General features: G+C 62.1%; 16 protein-coding genes. 11 read left to right on the top strand and 5 right to left on the bottom strand.

Annotation, left to right across the window (positions count from 1 at the left end; all coding sequences use genetic code 11):
* Nucleotides 1–72: 72 nt before the first annotated feature.
* The 3 genes from trxA to AC3ITA_RS25660 form a co-directional block, all read right to left on the bottom strand.
* Complete coding sequence (gene trxA, locus AC3ITA_RS25670) at nt 73–945, bottom strand: thioredoxin (protein ID WP_008053844.1); 873 nt, start codon at nt 943–945, stop codon at nt 73–75.
* Nucleotides 946–1,144: 199 nt separating this feature from the next.
* Nucleotides 1,145–1,798 carry a class I SAM-dependent methyltransferase gene (locus tag AC3ITA_RS25665; RefSeq protein WP_095941938.1) on the bottom strand — a complete coding sequence of 218 codons (654 nt, stop codon included), beginning with the start codon at nt 1,796–1,798 and terminating at the stop codon, nt 1,145–1,147.
* A complete protein-coding gene (locus AC3ITA_RS25660; RefSeq protein ID WP_095941939.1) occupies nt 1,795–2,259 on the bottom strand; it encodes a YbaY family lipoprotein in 465 nt (154 codons plus the stop codon). The genes AC3ITA_RS25665 and AC3ITA_RS25660 overlap by 4 nt, the downstream gene beginning before the upstream one ends.
* Nucleotides 2,260–2,386: 127 nt before the next feature.
* On the opposite strand from AC3ITA_RS25660, the gene nrdR reads away from it, so the two are divergent.
* The 11 genes from nrdR to AC3ITA_RS25605 all read left to right on the top strand — a co-directional run bounded on the left by nrdR (nt 2,387) and on the right by AC3ITA_RS25605 (nt 10,436).
* Complete coding sequence (gene nrdR / locus AC3ITA_RS25655; protein ID WP_003228656.1) at nt 2,387–2,851, top strand: transcriptional regulator NrdR; 465 nt, start codon at nt 2,387–2,389, stop codon at nt 2,849–2,851.
* Complete coding sequence (gene ribD / locus AC3ITA_RS25650; RefSeq protein WP_095941940.1) at nt 2,848–3,981, top strand: bifunctional diaminohydroxyphosphoribosylaminopyrimidine deaminase/5-amino-6-(5-phosphoribosylamino)uracil reductase RibD; 1,134 nt, start codon at nt 2,848–2,850, stop codon at nt 3,979–3,981. Before nrdR ends, ribD begins: the two co-directional genes overlap by 4 nt.
* A gap of 47 nt (nt 3,982–4,028) precedes the next feature.
* The gene (locus AC3ITA_RS25645; protein WP_095941941.1) at nt 4,029–4,691 is read left to right on the top strand and encodes a riboflavin synthase; all 663 of its coding nucleotides are present in this window, start codon (nt 4,029–4,031) and stop codon (nt 4,689–4,691) included.
* 16 nt (nt 4,692–4,707) lie between these two features.
* A complete protein-coding gene (gene ribBA, locus AC3ITA_RS25640; RefSeq protein WP_095941942.1) occupies nt 4,708–5,799 on the top strand; it encodes a bifunctional 3,4-dihydroxy-2-butanone-4-phosphate synthase/GTP cyclohydrolase II in 1,092 nt (363 codons plus the stop codon).
* 91 nt (nt 5,800–5,890) lie between these two features.
* A complete protein-coding gene (gene ribH / locus AC3ITA_RS25635) occupies nt 5,891–6,367 on the top strand; it encodes a 6,7-dimethyl-8-ribityllumazine synthase (protein ID WP_003228649.1) in 477 nt (158 codons plus the stop codon).
* Nucleotides 6,364–6,864, top strand: a complete 501-nt coding sequence (nusB, locus tag AC3ITA_RS25630; RefSeq protein WP_003185935.1) for a transcription antitermination factor NusB — start codon at nt 6,364–6,366, stop codon at nt 6,862–6,864. The genes ribH and nusB overlap by 4 nt, the downstream gene beginning before the upstream one ends.
* 28 nt (nt 6,865–6,892) lie before the next feature.
* On the top strand, nt 6,893–7,858 hold the full coding sequence (thiL, locus tag AC3ITA_RS25625) for a thiamine-phosphate kinase (protein ID WP_489278710.1): 966 nt from the start codon (nt 6,893–6,895) through the stop codon (nt 7,856–7,858).
* Nucleotides 7,855–8,358 (top strand): phosphatidylglycerophosphatase A family protein, encoded by a 504-nt coding sequence (locus AC3ITA_RS25620; protein WP_007970166.1) that lies wholly within the window; start codon nt 7,855–7,857, stop codon nt 8,356–8,358. Before thiL ends, AC3ITA_RS25620 begins: the two co-directional genes overlap by 4 nt.
* 244 nt (nt 8,359–8,602) lie before the next feature.
* Nucleotides 8,603–9,220, top strand: a complete 618-nt coding sequence (ribA, locus tag AC3ITA_RS25615; RefSeq protein WP_056728926.1) for a GTP cyclohydrolase II — start codon at nt 8,603–8,605, stop codon at nt 9,218–9,220.
* Complete coding sequence (locus AC3ITA_RS25610) at nt 9,217–9,636, top strand: MFS transporter (RefSeq protein WP_095941944.1); 420 nt, start codon at nt 9,217–9,219, stop codon at nt 9,634–9,636. The genes ribA and AC3ITA_RS25610 overlap by 4 nt, the downstream gene beginning before the upstream one ends.
* Nucleotides 9,636–10,436 (top strand): cobalamin-binding protein, encoded by an 801-nt coding sequence (locus tag AC3ITA_RS25605; RefSeq protein ID WP_489278708.1) that lies wholly within the window; start codon nt 9,636–9,638, stop codon nt 10,434–10,436. The genes AC3ITA_RS25610 and AC3ITA_RS25605 overlap by 1 nt, the downstream gene beginning before the upstream one ends.
* A 136-nt stretch (nt 10,437–10,572) precedes the next feature.
* Here AC3ITA_RS25605 and AC3ITA_RS25600 read toward each other — a convergent pair whose 3' ends face one another.
* Both AC3ITA_RS25600 and dxs read right to left on the bottom strand, forming a co-directional pair.
* On the bottom strand, nt 10,573–12,456 hold the full coding sequence (locus tag AC3ITA_RS25600) for a TonB-dependent receptor domain-containing protein (protein ID WP_489278706.1): 1,884 nt from the start codon (nt 12,454–12,456) through the stop codon (nt 10,573–10,575).
* Between the two features lie 152 nt (nt 12,457–12,608).
* Nucleotides 12,609–14,507 (bottom strand): 1-deoxy-D-xylulose-5-phosphate synthase, encoded by a 1,899-nt coding sequence (dxs, locus tag AC3ITA_RS25595; protein WP_095941947.1) that lies wholly within the window; start codon nt 14,505–14,507, stop codon nt 12,609–12,611.
* Nucleotides 14,508–14,570: the final 63 nt, after the last annotated feature.

The raw sequence follows: 14,570 nt of genomic DNA, 5'->3' as shown, positions 1-14,570 counted from the left end.
CCGCGGTTACACAGCTAGCCATCGTTATCGTTGGCGTCCATCGCGAGCAAGCTCGCTCCTACAAGGGCGTGATCAGTACAGTGCCGCAAACAACTTGCGGCGGTAGGTGCTCACCAGCGGATGATCATTGCCCAGCAACTCGAACACCTGCAGCAAGGTCTTGTGCGGCAAGCCTTCGCTGTAGCTGCGGTTACGGGTGAACAGCTTGAGCAATGCATCCAGCGCGGCGTCGTATTGCTGACGGGCCAGTTGCTGGATCGCCAGTTGATAGACCGCCTCATCGTCCAGCGGGTCTTTCGCCAGTCGGGCTTTCAGGTCGGCGGCATCCGGCAAGTCCTTGGCCAAACCGAGAAACTTGATCTGTGCCTTGGCGCCGGCCAGCGCGGCCTTGTGCTCGTCACTCTTGACCGCATCCAGAACGGCTTGCGCTTCACCCAGTTCACCGCGCTCGGTCAAGCAGCGGGCGTATAGGATCAGTGCCTTGGCGTTGGTGTTGTCTTCACCCAGGATCACTTTGAGCAGCGCTTCGGCATCGGCAAAGCGACTGTCATCGAACAGCGCCTGGGCCTGTTCGAACGGGTCGGCGGCGGCCGGTGGCGGCATCTGCACATGAGGTTCGAGCAGGGCGCGCACAGCGGATTCCGGCTGGGCACCGGCAAAGCCGTCTACCGGCTGGCCGTCCTTGAACAGCACCACGGTCGGCAGGCTGCGAATGCCGAAGCGGGCGACGATGTCTTGTTCTAGGTCGCAATTGACCTTGGCCAACAGCAATTCACCCTGATAGCTCTCGGCAATGCTCTGCAACATTGGCATCAGGACTTTGCAGGGCGCGCACCATTCGGCCCAGAAATCCACCAGCACCGGCTTGTGGAAAGAGTTCTCGATCACCGACTGGTCGAAATCGGCAGTCGTGGCGTCGAAGATGTACGGCGTTTCCTGACTCATGGGCAATCTCGTAAAAGCGTGAATGGGGCAACTATACGGCTTGGTGGGGGCGCGCCGGAAGCGGGGTGGCCGTTAGAGATGTTTCGTCTGACAAGACGTCATCGCGAGCAAGCTCGCTCCCACAGGGATTGAAGTCGGCCACAAGACTTGTGGTTCACACTAACCACTGTAGGAGCGAGCCTGCTCGCGATGCTTTTATCTAGCGTTGTGCGTGGTAGAGGCTCACATGCCGAAACTCGTGGGGCTCGGCCAGATCCGGCAGGGTCATGGCCTCCAACATCTCTATGCGCCGGTACAACGGATGGCGAAAATCCCGTACTCGGGAATCCGCCACCAGTGCCTCTCGGCCGCGGCTGAGGAACTGGTCGAGCAGCGGCAGGTTGGCCCGGTCGTACAGTACATCCGCCACCAGGATCAGATCGAAGCGATCGGCCTCGGCGAAAAAATCAGTGGAGTAATTGAGCTGTACGTCATTGAGCTCGGCATTGGCCCGACACGCGGCAATCGCCAGCGGGTCTAGGTCGCAGGCCAGCACCTCCAGCGCGCCGGCCTTGGCCGCGGCAATCCCCGCCACCCCGGAACCGGCACCGAAATCCAGCACCCGCTTGCCTTTGACCCAATGCGGGTTTGCGGCCAGATAACGGGCCACGGCCAGGCCGCTGGCCCAGCAGAAACTCCAGTACGGCGGCTCATGCAGGATGCGCCGGGTTTCTTCCGGGCTGAAGGCGCGGTCCATGTTGTCGCCGTCGATCAGCCACAGCTGCAAGTCGGTTTCCGGCAGCGGGCAGGCCACCAGTTGCGCATCACCGAGCAATTCAGCCAAGGCCCGTTGCAGGTCGAGCGGTGCACTCATGGGGCTTTGACGAATTGCAGTTGGCCCAGGGCCTGGGTGGTCGGCTGGGTAATCAACTGCGACGGCAAGTGCAGGATCAACTGCCCGGACTGACTGGCACGGCCTCGCAGTTCAACGCGGGCCCCGGTCGGGAAGGATTGCGGATTGAAGCGCAGGTGAAACGCCAGCACCTGGTTGTTGCCGATCAGGCTGGAACTGGCGAGCAATTGTTGCGGGCGGTCCTTATCGTCGATCACCAACAGCGCCAGTTCGACTTCAGCGCCGGCTGGAACGCCTTGCAAGGTGCCGCTCAGTTCGCGTTGATGGGCGGGTAGCGGGCCGAGTTCAGCAGCCTCGCGGGCTTTCTTCTGCGCTTGCTGTGGCGCCGGGCCAGGCGTTGGCGGCTGAGGCTTGGGAGCATCGCTGCCGCAAGCCACCAGCAGGCTGAAAACACTGAGCAAAATGAGTGGACGTAACGACATTGGTGGCTCCGTAAACCTGAATTCCATGGATCAAGTGATCATCCCGTCTGTATACCGCAAAGCCTATGGCTTGTCTTGCCACGGGGATGCGCTACCATGGCCCTCCCTTTTTTTGTTGCCTGCCACCATGCACTGTCCCTTCTGCGGTGCCAACGACACCAAGGTCATCGACTCGCGTCTGGTCGCCGAGGGCGAACAGGTGCGCCGCCGGCGTGAATGCCTGGCCTGCGGCGAGCGCTTCACGACGTTCGAGACGGCTGAACTGGTGTTGCCGCGCCTGATCAAAACCGACGGCAGTCGCCAGCCGTTCGACGAAGAAAAACTCCGCGCCGGCATGCAGCGCGCGCTGGAGAAGCGCCCGGTGAGTGTCGAGCGCCTCGAATCGTCGCTGGTGCACATCAAACACAAATTGCGCGCCACCGGCGAACGCGAGGTCAAATCCCTCGTGGTCGGCGAACTGGTGATGGCCGAGCTGCAGAAGCTCGACGAAGTCGCCTACATCCGCTTCGCTTCGGTGTATCGCCGCTTCCAGGACCTCAACGAGTTCCGCGAAGAGATCGATCGCCTGGCCCGTGAACCGGTGAAAGAATGACCACGCCCGCAGAACAAGCCATCCTCGATGCTCATTTCATGGCCCGCGCCCTGGAACTGGCGCGCAAGGGGCATTACACGACGCACCCCAATCCGCGGGTCGGTTGCGTGATTGTGCAGGGCGGGCAGATTGTCGGTGAAGGCTGGCACGAGCGCGCCGGCGAGCCCCACGCTGAAGTCCACGCCCTGCGCGCGGCCGGCGAGCAGGCTCGTGGCGCCACCGCTTATGTGACGCTTGAACCTTGCAGCCACCACGGCCGCACACCACCTTGCGCCGATGCACTGGTCAATGCCGGTGTGACCCGCGTGGTCGCAGCGATGCAGGACCCGAACCCGGAAGTCGCCGGTCGCGGTCTGCAACGCCTGGAACAGGCGGGCATCGCTACCGAAAGCGGCGTGCTGGAAGGCGAGGCGCGCAAGCTCAATCAGGGCTTTCTGAAACGCATGGAGCACGGTTTGCCGTTCGTGCGGGTCAAGTTGGCCATGAGCCTGGACGGGCGCACGGCGATGGAAAGCGGCGAAAGCCAGTGGATCACAGGTACAGCGGCGCGCTCGGCCGTTCAGCGTCTGCGCGCGCAAGCCAGTGTGGTATTGACCGGTGCCGACACAGTGCTGGCGGACAACGCGCGGTTGACCGTGCGCGCCGATGAGCTGGGGCTGGATGCAGAGCAAACGGCCTTGGCCATGAGCCGTCCGCCGCTGCGGGTGCTGGTTGACGGTCGCCTGCGGGTACCGCTGGATGCACCGTTCTTCAAGGCTGGCCCGGCGCTGGTCGCCACCTGCGTGGCGGTGGAAGAGCAATACGCCAACGGTCCGGAATGCCTGATCGTGCCGGGCTACGATGGCCAGGTCGATCTGCGTCAGTTGCTGGTTGAACTCGCCGTCCGTGGCGTCAACGAGGTTTTGGTCGAGGCCGGCCCGCGTCTGGCGGGTGCCTTTGCCCAACTCGGTCTGGTGGATGAGTTCCACATCTTCATTGCCGGCAAGTTTTTGGGTTCCTCGGCGCGGCCGCTGCTGGACTGGCCGCTCGCGCAAATGAAGGATGCGCCCGAGCTTAAAATCATCGAAATTCGTGCGATCGGCGATGACTGGCGAGTCATCGCCATTCCTTTGCCAGCAGCAGGCGTATAATTTCCGGCCATCGCGCAAGCGCGGGCTTTGTTCTCGAGGAGAACCTCATGTTTACCGGCATCATCGAATCCATCGGCAGTATTCGTGCATTGACCCCAAAGGGCGGTGATGTGCGGGTTCATGTCGAAACCGGCAAGCTCGACCTGAGCGACGTCAAACTGGGCGACAGCATCGCGGTCAACGGCGTGTGCCTGACCGCCGTCGAGTTGCCGGGCAATGGCTTTGCGGCGGACGTCAGTCGCGAAACCCTTGACTGCACCGCCATGAATGACCTGAAAAGCGGCAGCCCGGTCAATCTGGAAAAAGCCCTGACCCCGACCACTCGCCTCGGCGGGCACCTGGTCAGCGGTCACGTCGACGGCGTGGGCGAAGTGGTTGCCCGTACCGAAAACGCGCGTGCCGTGGAGTTCCGCATCCGTGCGCCGAAGGACCTGGCCAGGTACATCGCCCATAAAGGCTCGATCACCGTCGACGGCACCAGCCTGACCGTGAACGCAGTCGATGGCGCCGAGTTCCTGCTGACCATCATTCCCCACACCCTGAGCGAAACCATCATGGCGTCGTATCAGCCAGGTCGCCGGGTGAATCTTGAGGTCGATTTGCTGGCCCGTTACCTGGAGCGTTTGCTGCTGGGCGACAAGGCCGCAGAGCCAGCCTCCAGTAACATCACCGAAAGCTTTCTGGCCGCCAACGGCTACCTCAAATCCTGACTCAAGGGGGTGCCTTGTGGCGCTCAATAGCATCGAAGAACTGGTTGAAGACATCCGCCAAGGCAAGATGGTCATCCTCATGGATGACGAAGACCGCGAGAACGAAGGCGACCTGATCATGGCCGCCGAATGCTGCAAGCCCGAGCACATCAACTTTATGGCCAAGCATGCCCGGGGCCTGATCTGCATGCCGATGAGCCGCGAGCGCTGCGAACTGCTCAAGCTGCCGTTGATGGCGCCGCGCAACGGTTCCGGTTTCGGCACCAAGTTCACCGTATCGATCGAAGCGGCCACCGGCGTGACCACCGGCATTTCCGCCGCCGACCGTGCGCGCACCGTGCAGGCTGCCGCCGCCCGTGATGCCAAGGCTGAAGATATCGTCAGCCCCGGCCACATCTTCCCGCTGATGGCCCAGGCCGGCGGTACCCTGGCCCGTGCCGGCCACACCGAAGCGGCGTGCGACCTGGCGCGCATGGCCGGTTTCGAGCCGAGCGGCGTGATCTGCGAAGTGATGAACGACGACGGCACCATGTCCCGTCGCGCCGAACTGGAAGCTTTTGCCGCCGAACACGACATCAAGATCGGCACCATTGCCGACCTGATTCACTACCGGATGATCCACGAACGTACCGTTCAGCGGATTGCCGAGCAGCCGCTGGACAGCGAACTGGGCCAATTCAACCTGGTGACCTATCGTGATTCCGTGGAAGGCGACGTGCACATGGCGCTGACCCTGGGCAACGTGTGTGCCGAAGAACCGACCCTGGTTCGCGTGCACAACATGGACCCGCTGCGCGACCTGCTGATGGTCAAGCAACCGGGCCGCTGGAGCCTGCGCGCCGCCATGGCCAAGGTTGCCGAGGCCGGCAGCGGCGTGGTGCTGTTGCTCGGTCACCCGCTCGATGGCGATGTGTTGCTGGCGCACATCCGCGAAACCGCCGATCACGCCGCGGTGAAAAAACCGACCACCTACAGCACTGTCGGTGCCGGTTCGCAGATCCTGCGTGACCTGGGCGTACGCAAAATGCGCCTGATGTCGGCACCCATGAAATTTAATGCGATATCCGGTTTCGATCTGGAAGTTGTAGAATACGTGCCCTCCGAATAATGACCGGTTGTTTCCGGCCTTGAATTCGCGGTTCAAATATCACCGAGGGATGCGTACGAGACGCGTCCCGGCTCTTTAAGAGATCTATCGAATGACCCTGAAGACCATCGAAGGTACCTTCATCGCCCCTAAAGGCCGCTACGCTCTGGTAGTGGGCCGTTTCAACAGCTTCGTCGTTGAAAGCCTGGTCAGCGGTGCAGTTGATGCCCTGGTTCGCCACGGCGTGAGCGAAAGCGACATCACCATCATCCGCGCGCCTGGCGCCTTCGAAATTCCGCTGGTTGCGCAGAAAGTCGCCCAGAAAGGCGAATTCGCGGCAATCATCGCCCTGGGCGCGGTCATTCGTGGCGGCACTCCGCACTTCGAATACGTGGCTGGCGAATGCACCAAGGGCCTGGCTCAGGTGTCCATGGAGTTTGGCGTTCCGGTCGCTTTCGGCGTCCTGACCGTTGATTCCATCGAACAAGCCATTGAACGTTCCGGCACCAAGGCCGGTAACAAAGGTGCTGAAGCTGCCCTGTCCGCTCTGGAAATGGTCAGCCTGCTGGCGCAGTTGGAGGCCAAGTGATTAGCGACGAAAGCGATCGTTTCAACCCGCGCGATCCAAAGCCTGCGGATGCCGGCAAGCCATCGAAAAGCGTCAAGCGTCGCGAAGCCCGTCAGCTCGCGACCCAGGCGCTGTACCAATGGCACATGGCCAAGCAATCGCTGAACGAGATCGAAGCGCAGTTCCGGGTCGATAACGATTTCAGCGATGTCGACGGCGCGTACTTCCGAGAAATCCTGCACGGGGTTCCGCAGTTCAAGACCGAAATCGACACCGCGCTCACGCCATGCCTGGATTTGACCATCGAAGAGCTGGACCCGGTTGAACTGGCGGTTCTGCGCCTGTCCACCTGGGAACTGCTCAAGCGCGTCGACGTGCCGTACCGCGTTGTGATCAACGAGGGTATCGAACTGGCCAAGGTCTTCGGTTCCACCGACGGCCACAAGTTCGTCAACGGTGTGCTCGACAAGCTGGCCCCGCGTCTGCGTGAAGCTGAAGTGAAGGCGTTCAAGCGCTGATTGGCGCTTGGAATGTCGACACGAAGTCATGGGCGAGTTTGAGCTGATCCGCAATTTCTTCGCCGCCGCGCCTTGTGCGCAGGGCGGCGAAGGCGTTGCCCTCGGGATTGGCGATGACTGCGCCTTGCTGGCTGTTCCTCCCGGGGAGCAGTTGGCAATTTCTACCGATACGTTGGTGGCCGGCGTGCACTTCGCCGATCCCTGCGATTCGTTTCTGCTCGGTCAGCGCTCGTTGGCCGTGGCCGTCAGCGACCTGGCTGCCATGGGCGCCACCCCCGTTGCCTTTACCCTTGCCCTGACCTTGCCGACGGTGACTGCCGATTGGCTGCAGGACTATGCCCGTGGTTTGAATGCCATGGCGCAAAGCTGCGGTGTGGCGTTGGTCGGGGGCGATACCACCCGTGGGCCGCTAAGCATGACCATGACTGTGTTCGGTCGCGTACCCGGTGGCCAGGCGTTGACCCGCAGCGGTGCACAACCGGGCGACCTGCTGTGTGTCGGCGGTGACCTGGGCAATGCCGCCGGTGCCCTGCCATTGGTGCTCGGTCAGCGCACGGCCCCAGCGAGCATCGCCGAGCCGTTGCTGGCGCATTACTGGTCGCCGCAACCGCAGCTCGGCTTGGGTCAGGCGCTGCGGGGCAGGGCCACTTCGGCGATGGATATCTCTGACGGACTGCTCGCTGATTGCGGGCATATCGCGCTGGCTTCGAAGGTCGGTGTCGAAGTCGAGCGGGATCGTTTGCCGCTGTCGCGGAGCCTGGTCGACTTTCTCGGTCAATCGGACGCACAGGTTGCGGCCCTGAGCGGCGGCGACGATTACGTCCTGGCCTTCACGTTACCGTCCGTCGAGTTGCCGCTGTTGCTGGCCGATGGCTGGCCGATCCATGTAATCGGGCAGGTGGTGACGGGGCAGGGCGTGAGGCTGCTGGACGCCGATGGCAAAGACATCACCCCGCAAACCCGGGGTTATCAACATTTTCGGGAGTCACCGTGACAGATCATCCCAAACAGGTCCCGGCGGAATTCGTACCGCCGTCGGTCTGGCGCAATCCATGGCATTTCCTGGCGTTCGGCTTCGGCTCGGGCACCTTGCCAAAGGCGCCCGGCACTTGGGGGTCGTTGGTTGCGCTGCCCTTTATTCCGTTGTGGCAAATGCTGCCCGACTGGGGTTACTGGCTGATGCTGGGCATCACCATGCTGTTCGGCTTCTGGCTGTGCGGCAAAGTGGCCGACGATTTGCGGGTACACGACCATGAAGGCATCGTCTGGGACGAAATGGTCGGGATGTGGATCACCCTGTGGCTGGTGCCGGAAGGCTGGCAGTGGCTGCTGGCGGGTTTCTTGATGTTCCGTTTCTTCGACATTCTCAAGCCATGGCCGATCCGCTGGATTGACCGGCACGTACATGGCGGTGTCGGCATCATGCTCGATGATGTCCTGGCCGGGGTGTTCGCCTGGTTGGCGATGCAGGGACTGGTGTGGTTTTTCGCCTGACCGGGAGGGACGCCGACGTCACCCTGTGGGAGCGAGCTTGCTCGCGATGGCGGAGTATCAGCCAATATTGATGTCGCTGACAGCACGCAATCGCGAGCAGGCTCGCTCCCACAGGGTCTGTGTCGGGGTGTATATCAAACATTTTGATAGTTATCGCCGATAATTCAGCCTAAGCGTCCTCCGGAACCTGCTGTTACAATGCCGGCTCTGCGAATCTTCAGACTTTTAGATCAGGAGCACACCGGTGCCTGTCGTTTTTGTCGCCGCTTCCAAGCTGCCAACGCCTTTTGCGCAATTCACCATGCATGGCTTTCTCGATGAAGCCACCGGCCGCGAGCACGTTGTGCTGAGCCTGGGTGAGATTGCCGACGGTGCCCCGGTACTCGGCCGGCTGCACTCCGAATGCCTGACGGGCGATGCCTTGTTCAGTCAGCGTTGCGACTGTGGCTCGCAACTGGAGGCCGCCTTGCAGGCCATCGCCCGCGAAGGTCGTGGCGTCTTGCTCTACCTGCGCCAGGAAGGCCGGGGCATTGGCCTGCTGAACAAGATCCGAGCCTATGAGCTGCAGGACGGTGGCGCCGATACCGTCGAAGCCAACGAACGCCTGGGTTTTGCCGCCGACCAGCGTGACTACGCCATGTGCCTGCCAATGCTGGAGCACCTGGGCGTGAAGTCCCTGCGCCTGATGACCAACAACCCGCGCAAGGTCAAGGCCTTGACCGACATGGGTATCGTGGTCGCCGAGCGCGTGCCGCTGCACACCGGCCACAACCCGCATAACCGACTCTACCTGGCGACCAAGGCCAGCAAGCTCGACCACATGATGGGCAATGAGCATCAGGGCGAGGTAGACCGGGCGTGACCCGCGGTCAGGTGCGGCGGCGACTGTCCTTCAACTGGTGGCAATATCTGGCACTGGCCTTGTTGCCATTGTTTGTGATCAACGCGCTGTTCGGCCAGAGCGAAGCCATTCTGCCGGTGCTGGCGATGCCGTTGTTCATCGCCGGAGTCGCCTCGATGTTTGTCAGCCTGAAGTTTTTCGGCGCCTACAAACACGCGCTGATCGCTACCCAGAAAGCCCTCGATACTCCTGAAGAACCTGGCGCCTGGATCAGTCTGGCAGCCAAGCGGCGCACGGCATTCCTGGCCGCCGGGCTGCCGGCCTGGATCGCTGCCCTGGCGGTGTTCGTCGGCCTCGAAGCCGTGCCGCTGATGCTGCTGGCACTGTCGACCGCGGTGCTGTTCTACCTCTACCGTATTCCACGTCAACTCGGTTGATGCGCGCGCTCTGGCTGGCGGTGTTGCTGCTGGTCGCCAGTGGCTCGGCCGTCGCGGTCGAACGGGTTGTCAGCCTCGCCCCGTCGCTCTCTGAAATCGTCGTTGAACTGGGTTCCGCCGACCTCCTGGTCGGTGTGCTGGACGCCGGTGAACGGCCTGCCGAACTCAAGGGCCTGCCCTCCGTTGGCCGCTATGGCCAGCTGGACATGGAGCGGTTGCTCAGCCTGAATCCCGATCTGTTGCTGCTATGGCCCGGTAGTGTTGGCCCGGCCCAGCGTGACCAGCTCAAGCGCCTGAATATTCCCACCTACGTCGCCGAACCCCACAGCCTGAACCAGCTCGCCGCACAGATCGAGACCATTGCCGCCCAGCTCGGTCGGCCTGAACGCGGAGTTTCATTGGCCGGCGATTTACGCCGGCGGCTGGATGAATTGCGCCTGCGCTATCGCCGGGACAAGCCGTTACGAGTGTTTTATCAGGTCTGGGATCGGCCGCTGTATACGGTCGGCGGCGAGCAGATTATCAGCGATGCGCTGGAAGTCTGTGGTGCGAAAAACGTGTTTGCCGACCTGAAACTGCCGGCACCACAAGTCAGCGTGGAAGCCGTGTTGCAGCGTAATCCCGAGGTGATTCTGGCCAGCGATCAGGCGCAGCTTGATGCGTGGAGAGCCTGGCCGCAGGTGGCGGCGGTGGAGCAGGGCCAATTGCGTTGGGTGACAGATAAAGGCCTGGAGCGACCGAGCGGGCAGATGATTGAGGCAACCGCCAAGCTTTGCCAATTGATTGCGCCAGACCGCTGAGACCGAGGTGCCTTCATCGCGAGCAAGCTCGCTCCCACAATGGATCTATGTTGTTTACAAAATGTAGGCCGCCGCGATCAACTTTGGGAGCGAGCCTGCTCGCGATGAGGCCCTTCCAGGCACTGCAAACCTCAGATCAGATCTCCGGCGTCCACGTCACCCCGAACATCCACGCCCGACCTTCCTCGCGATACCCGTACTGGCTACCTTGAAAGCTGTACAGCGCCCGGCTGTAACCCTTGTCCAGCAGGTTATCGATCTTCAGTTCCAGCTGGATTTCACGATTGAGCTCCCAGCTGCTGCGTAATCCCAACAGGGCATAACCACCCAACGGCTGTTGATTTTTCAAGTCGTCATAGCTGCTGCTCACCGCTTGCCAACTGGCGCCGAGGCCCAGGCGATCGAACTGTCGGTCCAGATCCCAGCTCAAGGTACGCCGCGCACGACGGGCCAGGGTATGGCCCGTGTCACGGTCTCGCGGGTCGATGATCGCCACACCAAGGTTGCTCTGCCAGGCGAACAGCTCCTGTTTCAGCGCGGCTTCGAAGCCGTTGATCCGGGCCGAGGCAACGTTCTCCGGGCGCGAGTTGCTGCCGAAGATGATCGCGTCTTCGAGGTCCGTCCGGTAGAGCGAAGCCTCCAGGCGACTGCTCTCGGTCAATTGGCTACGCCATTGCAGTTCATAGCTTTTCGAGGTTTCAGGCTTCAAGTCGGGATTACTGAAGTCGGGGTAGTACAGGTCGTTGAACGTCGGCGCGCGGAAGCCTTCGCTGTAGGTCAGCAGTAGCTCGTTGTCCGGGGTGAGCGGCAGGGTGAAGGTGCCGCTCCAGGTGTTCTGGCCGCCGAACTGCTGGTTATCGTCGTGACGCAGGCCCAACTCCGTGGAGAAACTGTCGGCCTGATAGCGATGCTGGATGAATGCGGCGCGGTTCCAGCGGCTGTCTTCGTCGAACGCGGTGGTGCTGTTGACCCGGTCTTCGTACCAGTCGCCACCGAGCATCAGGCTGTTGCGCTCGTTGAGCGTCAGGTCGTTCTGCCAGGTCACCGAGTCGCGATAGGTGTTGAACACGGTGCGTTCATCGCTGAGCTTGTCGAGGGTCTTCTCGCGGTTTTCGCTGTGGCCGAATTCAACGCGGGTTTTCCAGAGATCGTTGATCCGTGCATCGACATAGCTACTGACGCTGCTCACATCGAAGTCGCTGTAGGGCTGTTGCTGGAGCGATTCGAACGTATTCATGTCGAAGCGCCCGAACGGGTTGTCAAACTCGCTCTTGCCGCGGTTATCCAGCACGTTGGCGCCGACCTCGATGTCTTCCGTCAGGGCGTGACTCATACTCAGGCTGAACGACTTGTTGCGGTATTCGTCATGGTCGCCGTCGCTAGGATACGACTCGTGGGTACGATTGATCCCGGCGGTTTCGTCGAGGCTGGCGCCAAGGTTGAAGCGGGTTCGCTCATCACCTCCGGACAGGCCAAGGCTGCGCTCCCAGGTCTGGTTGCTGCCAAACCCCATGTGCAAGCGCGGTTGCAGGCCCTGTTCGCCACCACGACGGGTGAATATCTGGATCACCCCGCCAATCGCATCGCTGCCATAAATCACCGAGCGGGAGCCGCGCAGCACTTCCACGCGCTCGACCTGCTCGATATTGATGTGTTGCAGGTTGCTGTCGCCGGAGGTTGAACTGCCGATGCGTTGGCCGTCCACCAGCACCAGGCTCTGGGCTGACTGGGTGCCACGGATGTAGACCCCCGGAATGCTTCCGCGCCCGCCGGCCTGCGAGACTTGCACACCCGGCACCCGCCGCAGCAGATCAGTGACGCTATCGGGTTGCAGGCGATCTATGTCGTCGCGGGTGAATACGGTGTTGGCGGCGCTGCTGTCGTTGCGCGCTTCGATCTGGCGGTTGGCGCTGATCAACACGTCGGGCAGCTTCAAGGCCTGGTCGCGTTCGAAGGTGTCGGCATAGGCGTTGGCGGTGGGCAGCAGAAACAGAGGCAGGGCGAGGCGGGAGAACTTCATTGGTATTCCGTTGGTATTTCGTGACGCACACAAATCAAATGTGGGAGCGAGCCTGCTCGCGATGACGGTGTATCAGTCAACATTTGAGTCGACTGACAGTCCGCTATCGCGAGCAGGCTCGCTCCCACAGGGTGTTGCATGTATCCAGGGATTTAGATGTTGAGCAGTTGCAGGCGCTCGCGGATCGAAGCCTCGATCCCGGCCTCATCCAGCCCACACTCAGCCAGCATTTGCGCAGGCTTGGCGTGTTCGACGTAAATGTCCGGCAAGCCCAGGTGCAGCATCGACTTGAGGATGTTCTCGCGAGCGAGGAATTCGCTGACCGCGCCACCGGCGCCGCCCATGATCGCGTTCTCTTCGACGGTCACCAGCAGCTCGTGGCTGCCGGCGATTTCGCGAACCAGCGCTTCATCCAGCGGTTTGACGAAACGCATGTCGACCACGGTCGCGTCCAGTGTCTGGGCGACTTTCAGGGCTTCGGCCAGTTGCACGCCGAACACCAGCAGGGCGACTTTGCTGCCCTGTCGGCGAATCACACCCTTGCCGATCTCGATCGGTTCGAGGTCTTTCTCGATGGTCGCGTTCGGGCCGTTACCGCGTGGGTAACGCACCGCCGCCGGGCCTTCGTACAGGTGGCCGGTGGTGAGCATCTTGCGCAGCTCGTTTTCATCGCTCGGGGTCATCACCAGCATGCCGGGAATGCAGCGCAGGAACGACAGATCGAAGCTGCCGGCGTGCGTCGGGCCGTCTTCGCCCACCAGGCCTGCGCGGTCGATAGCGAACAGTACATCGAGATTCTGCACCGCGACGTCATGCACCAACTGGTCGTAGCCGCGCTGCAGGAAGGTCGAATAGATGGCCACCACCGGTTTGGCGCCTTCGCAGGCCATGCCGGCCGCGAGGGTGACGGCGTGCTGCTCGGCAATGGCGACGTCGAAGTAGCGCAGCGGGAAGCGTTCGCTGAACGCGACCAGGTCCGAGCCTTCCTTCATCGCCGGGGTAATTCCGACCAGACGCGGATCGGCAGCCGCCATGTCGCACAGCCATTCGCCGAAGACACCGGAGTACTTCGGCCCGCTGGCCTTCTTCGGCGCGGCGGCCGGGGCGTCCAGCGGTTCGAGTTTGGTGATGGCGTGGTAACCGATCGGGTCGACTTCCGCCGGGGCGAAGCCTTTGCCTTTCTTGGTGACGACGTGCAGGAACTGCGGGCCTTTCAGATCGCGCATGTTGCGCAGGGTGGCGATCAGGGTCGGCAGGTCGTGGCCATCGATCGGGCCGATGTAGTTCCAGCCCAGTTCTTCGAACAGCGTGCCGGGAACCAGCATGCCTTTGGCATACTCTTCGGTCCGGCGAGCGATTTCCCAGGCCCCGGGCAGGCGCGACAGCACTTTCTTGCTGCCTTCGCGCATGCTCGCATAGGTGCGGCTGGAAAGGATCTTCGCCAGATAGTTCGACAAGCCACCGACGTTGCGCGAGATCGACATGTCGTTGTCGTTGAGGATCACCAGCATGTTGGCGTCCACTTCCGGCGCATGGTTCAACGCCTCGAATGCCATGCCCGCGGTCAACGCGCCGTCGCCGATCACCGCGATCGCCTTGCGCTCGCTGTTTTGCAGGCGGGCGGCAATCGCCATGCCCAGCGCGGCACTGATCGAGGTACTCGAGTGGCCGACGCCAAAGGTGTCGTACTCACTCTCGGAGCGGCGCGGGAACGCAGCGACGCCGTCCTTCTGGCGCAGGGTGCCCATGCGCTCGCGACGACCGGTGAGGATCTTGTGTGGATAAGCCTGATGACCCACGTCCCACACCAGCCGGTCGTCCGGGGTGTCGAAGACGTAATGCAGCGCGATGGTCAGCTCGATCACGCCCAAGCCGGCACCGAAATGCCCACCGGTCTGGCCGACCGTGTAGAGCAATTCCAGGCGCAACTCATCGGCCAGGGTTTCCAGCTCGGCTTCGCCTAACCGGCGCAGGCCGTCCGGCGTGTTCGCGCGGTCGAGCAGGGGCGTGGTCGGGCGCTTGCGGGGAATCTCATGAAACGTCGTGGGCATCAGGCGAATCGTTATAGGTATAAAAGATGCGGCAGTTTACCTGATGCATCGCCCCCTGCCCAC

The sequence above is a fragment of the Pseudomonas sp. GL_090 genome, assembly GCF_057837765.1.
The sequence above is the reverse complement of the archived record's forward strand: the minus strand, read 5'-3'. Positions and strand labels throughout refer to the sequence as shown.

Coding starts and splice junctions, on each gene's coding strand:
- AC3ITA_RS25605 (WP_489278708.1), top strand. CDS start 9,636: ATGCGCGCGCTCTGGCTGGCGGTGTTGCTGCTGGTCGCCAGTGGCTCG.
- AC3ITA_RS25660 (WP_095941939.1), bottom strand. CDS start 2,259: ATGTCGTTACGTCCACTCATTTTGCTCAGTGTTTTCAGCCTGCTGGTG.
- trxA (WP_008053844.1), bottom strand. CDS start 945: ATGAGTCAGGAAACGCCGTACATCTTCGACGCCACGACTGCCGATTTC.
- thiL (WP_489278710.1), top strand. CDS start 6,893: ATGGGCGAGTTTGAGCTGATCCGCAATTTCTTCGCCGCCGCGCCTTGT.
- ribH (WP_003228649.1), top strand. CDS start 5,891: ATGACCCTGAAGACCATCGAAGGTACCTTCATCGCCCCTAAAGGCCGC.
- AC3ITA_RS25665 (WP_095941938.1), bottom strand. CDS start 1,798: ATGAGTGCACCGCTCGACCTGCAACGGGCCTTGGCTGAATTGCTCGGT.
- nrdR (WP_003228656.1), top strand. CDS start 2,387: ATGCACTGTCCCTTCTGCGGTGCCAACGACACCAAGGTCATCGACTCG.
- AC3ITA_RS25600 (WP_489278706.1), bottom strand. CDS start 12,456: ATGAAGTTCTCCCGCCTCGCCCTGCCTCTGTTTCTGCTGCCCACCGCC.
- dxs (WP_095941947.1), bottom strand. CDS start 14,507: ATGCCCACGACGTTTCATGAGATTCCCCGCAAGCGCCCGACCACGCCC.
- AC3ITA_RS25645 (WP_095941941.1), top strand. CDS start 4,029: ATGTTTACCGGCATCATCGAATCCATCGGCAGTATTCGTGCATTGACC.
- ribD (WP_095941940.1), top strand. CDS start 2,848: ATGACCACGCCCGCAGAACAAGCCATCCTCGATGCTCATTTCATGGCC.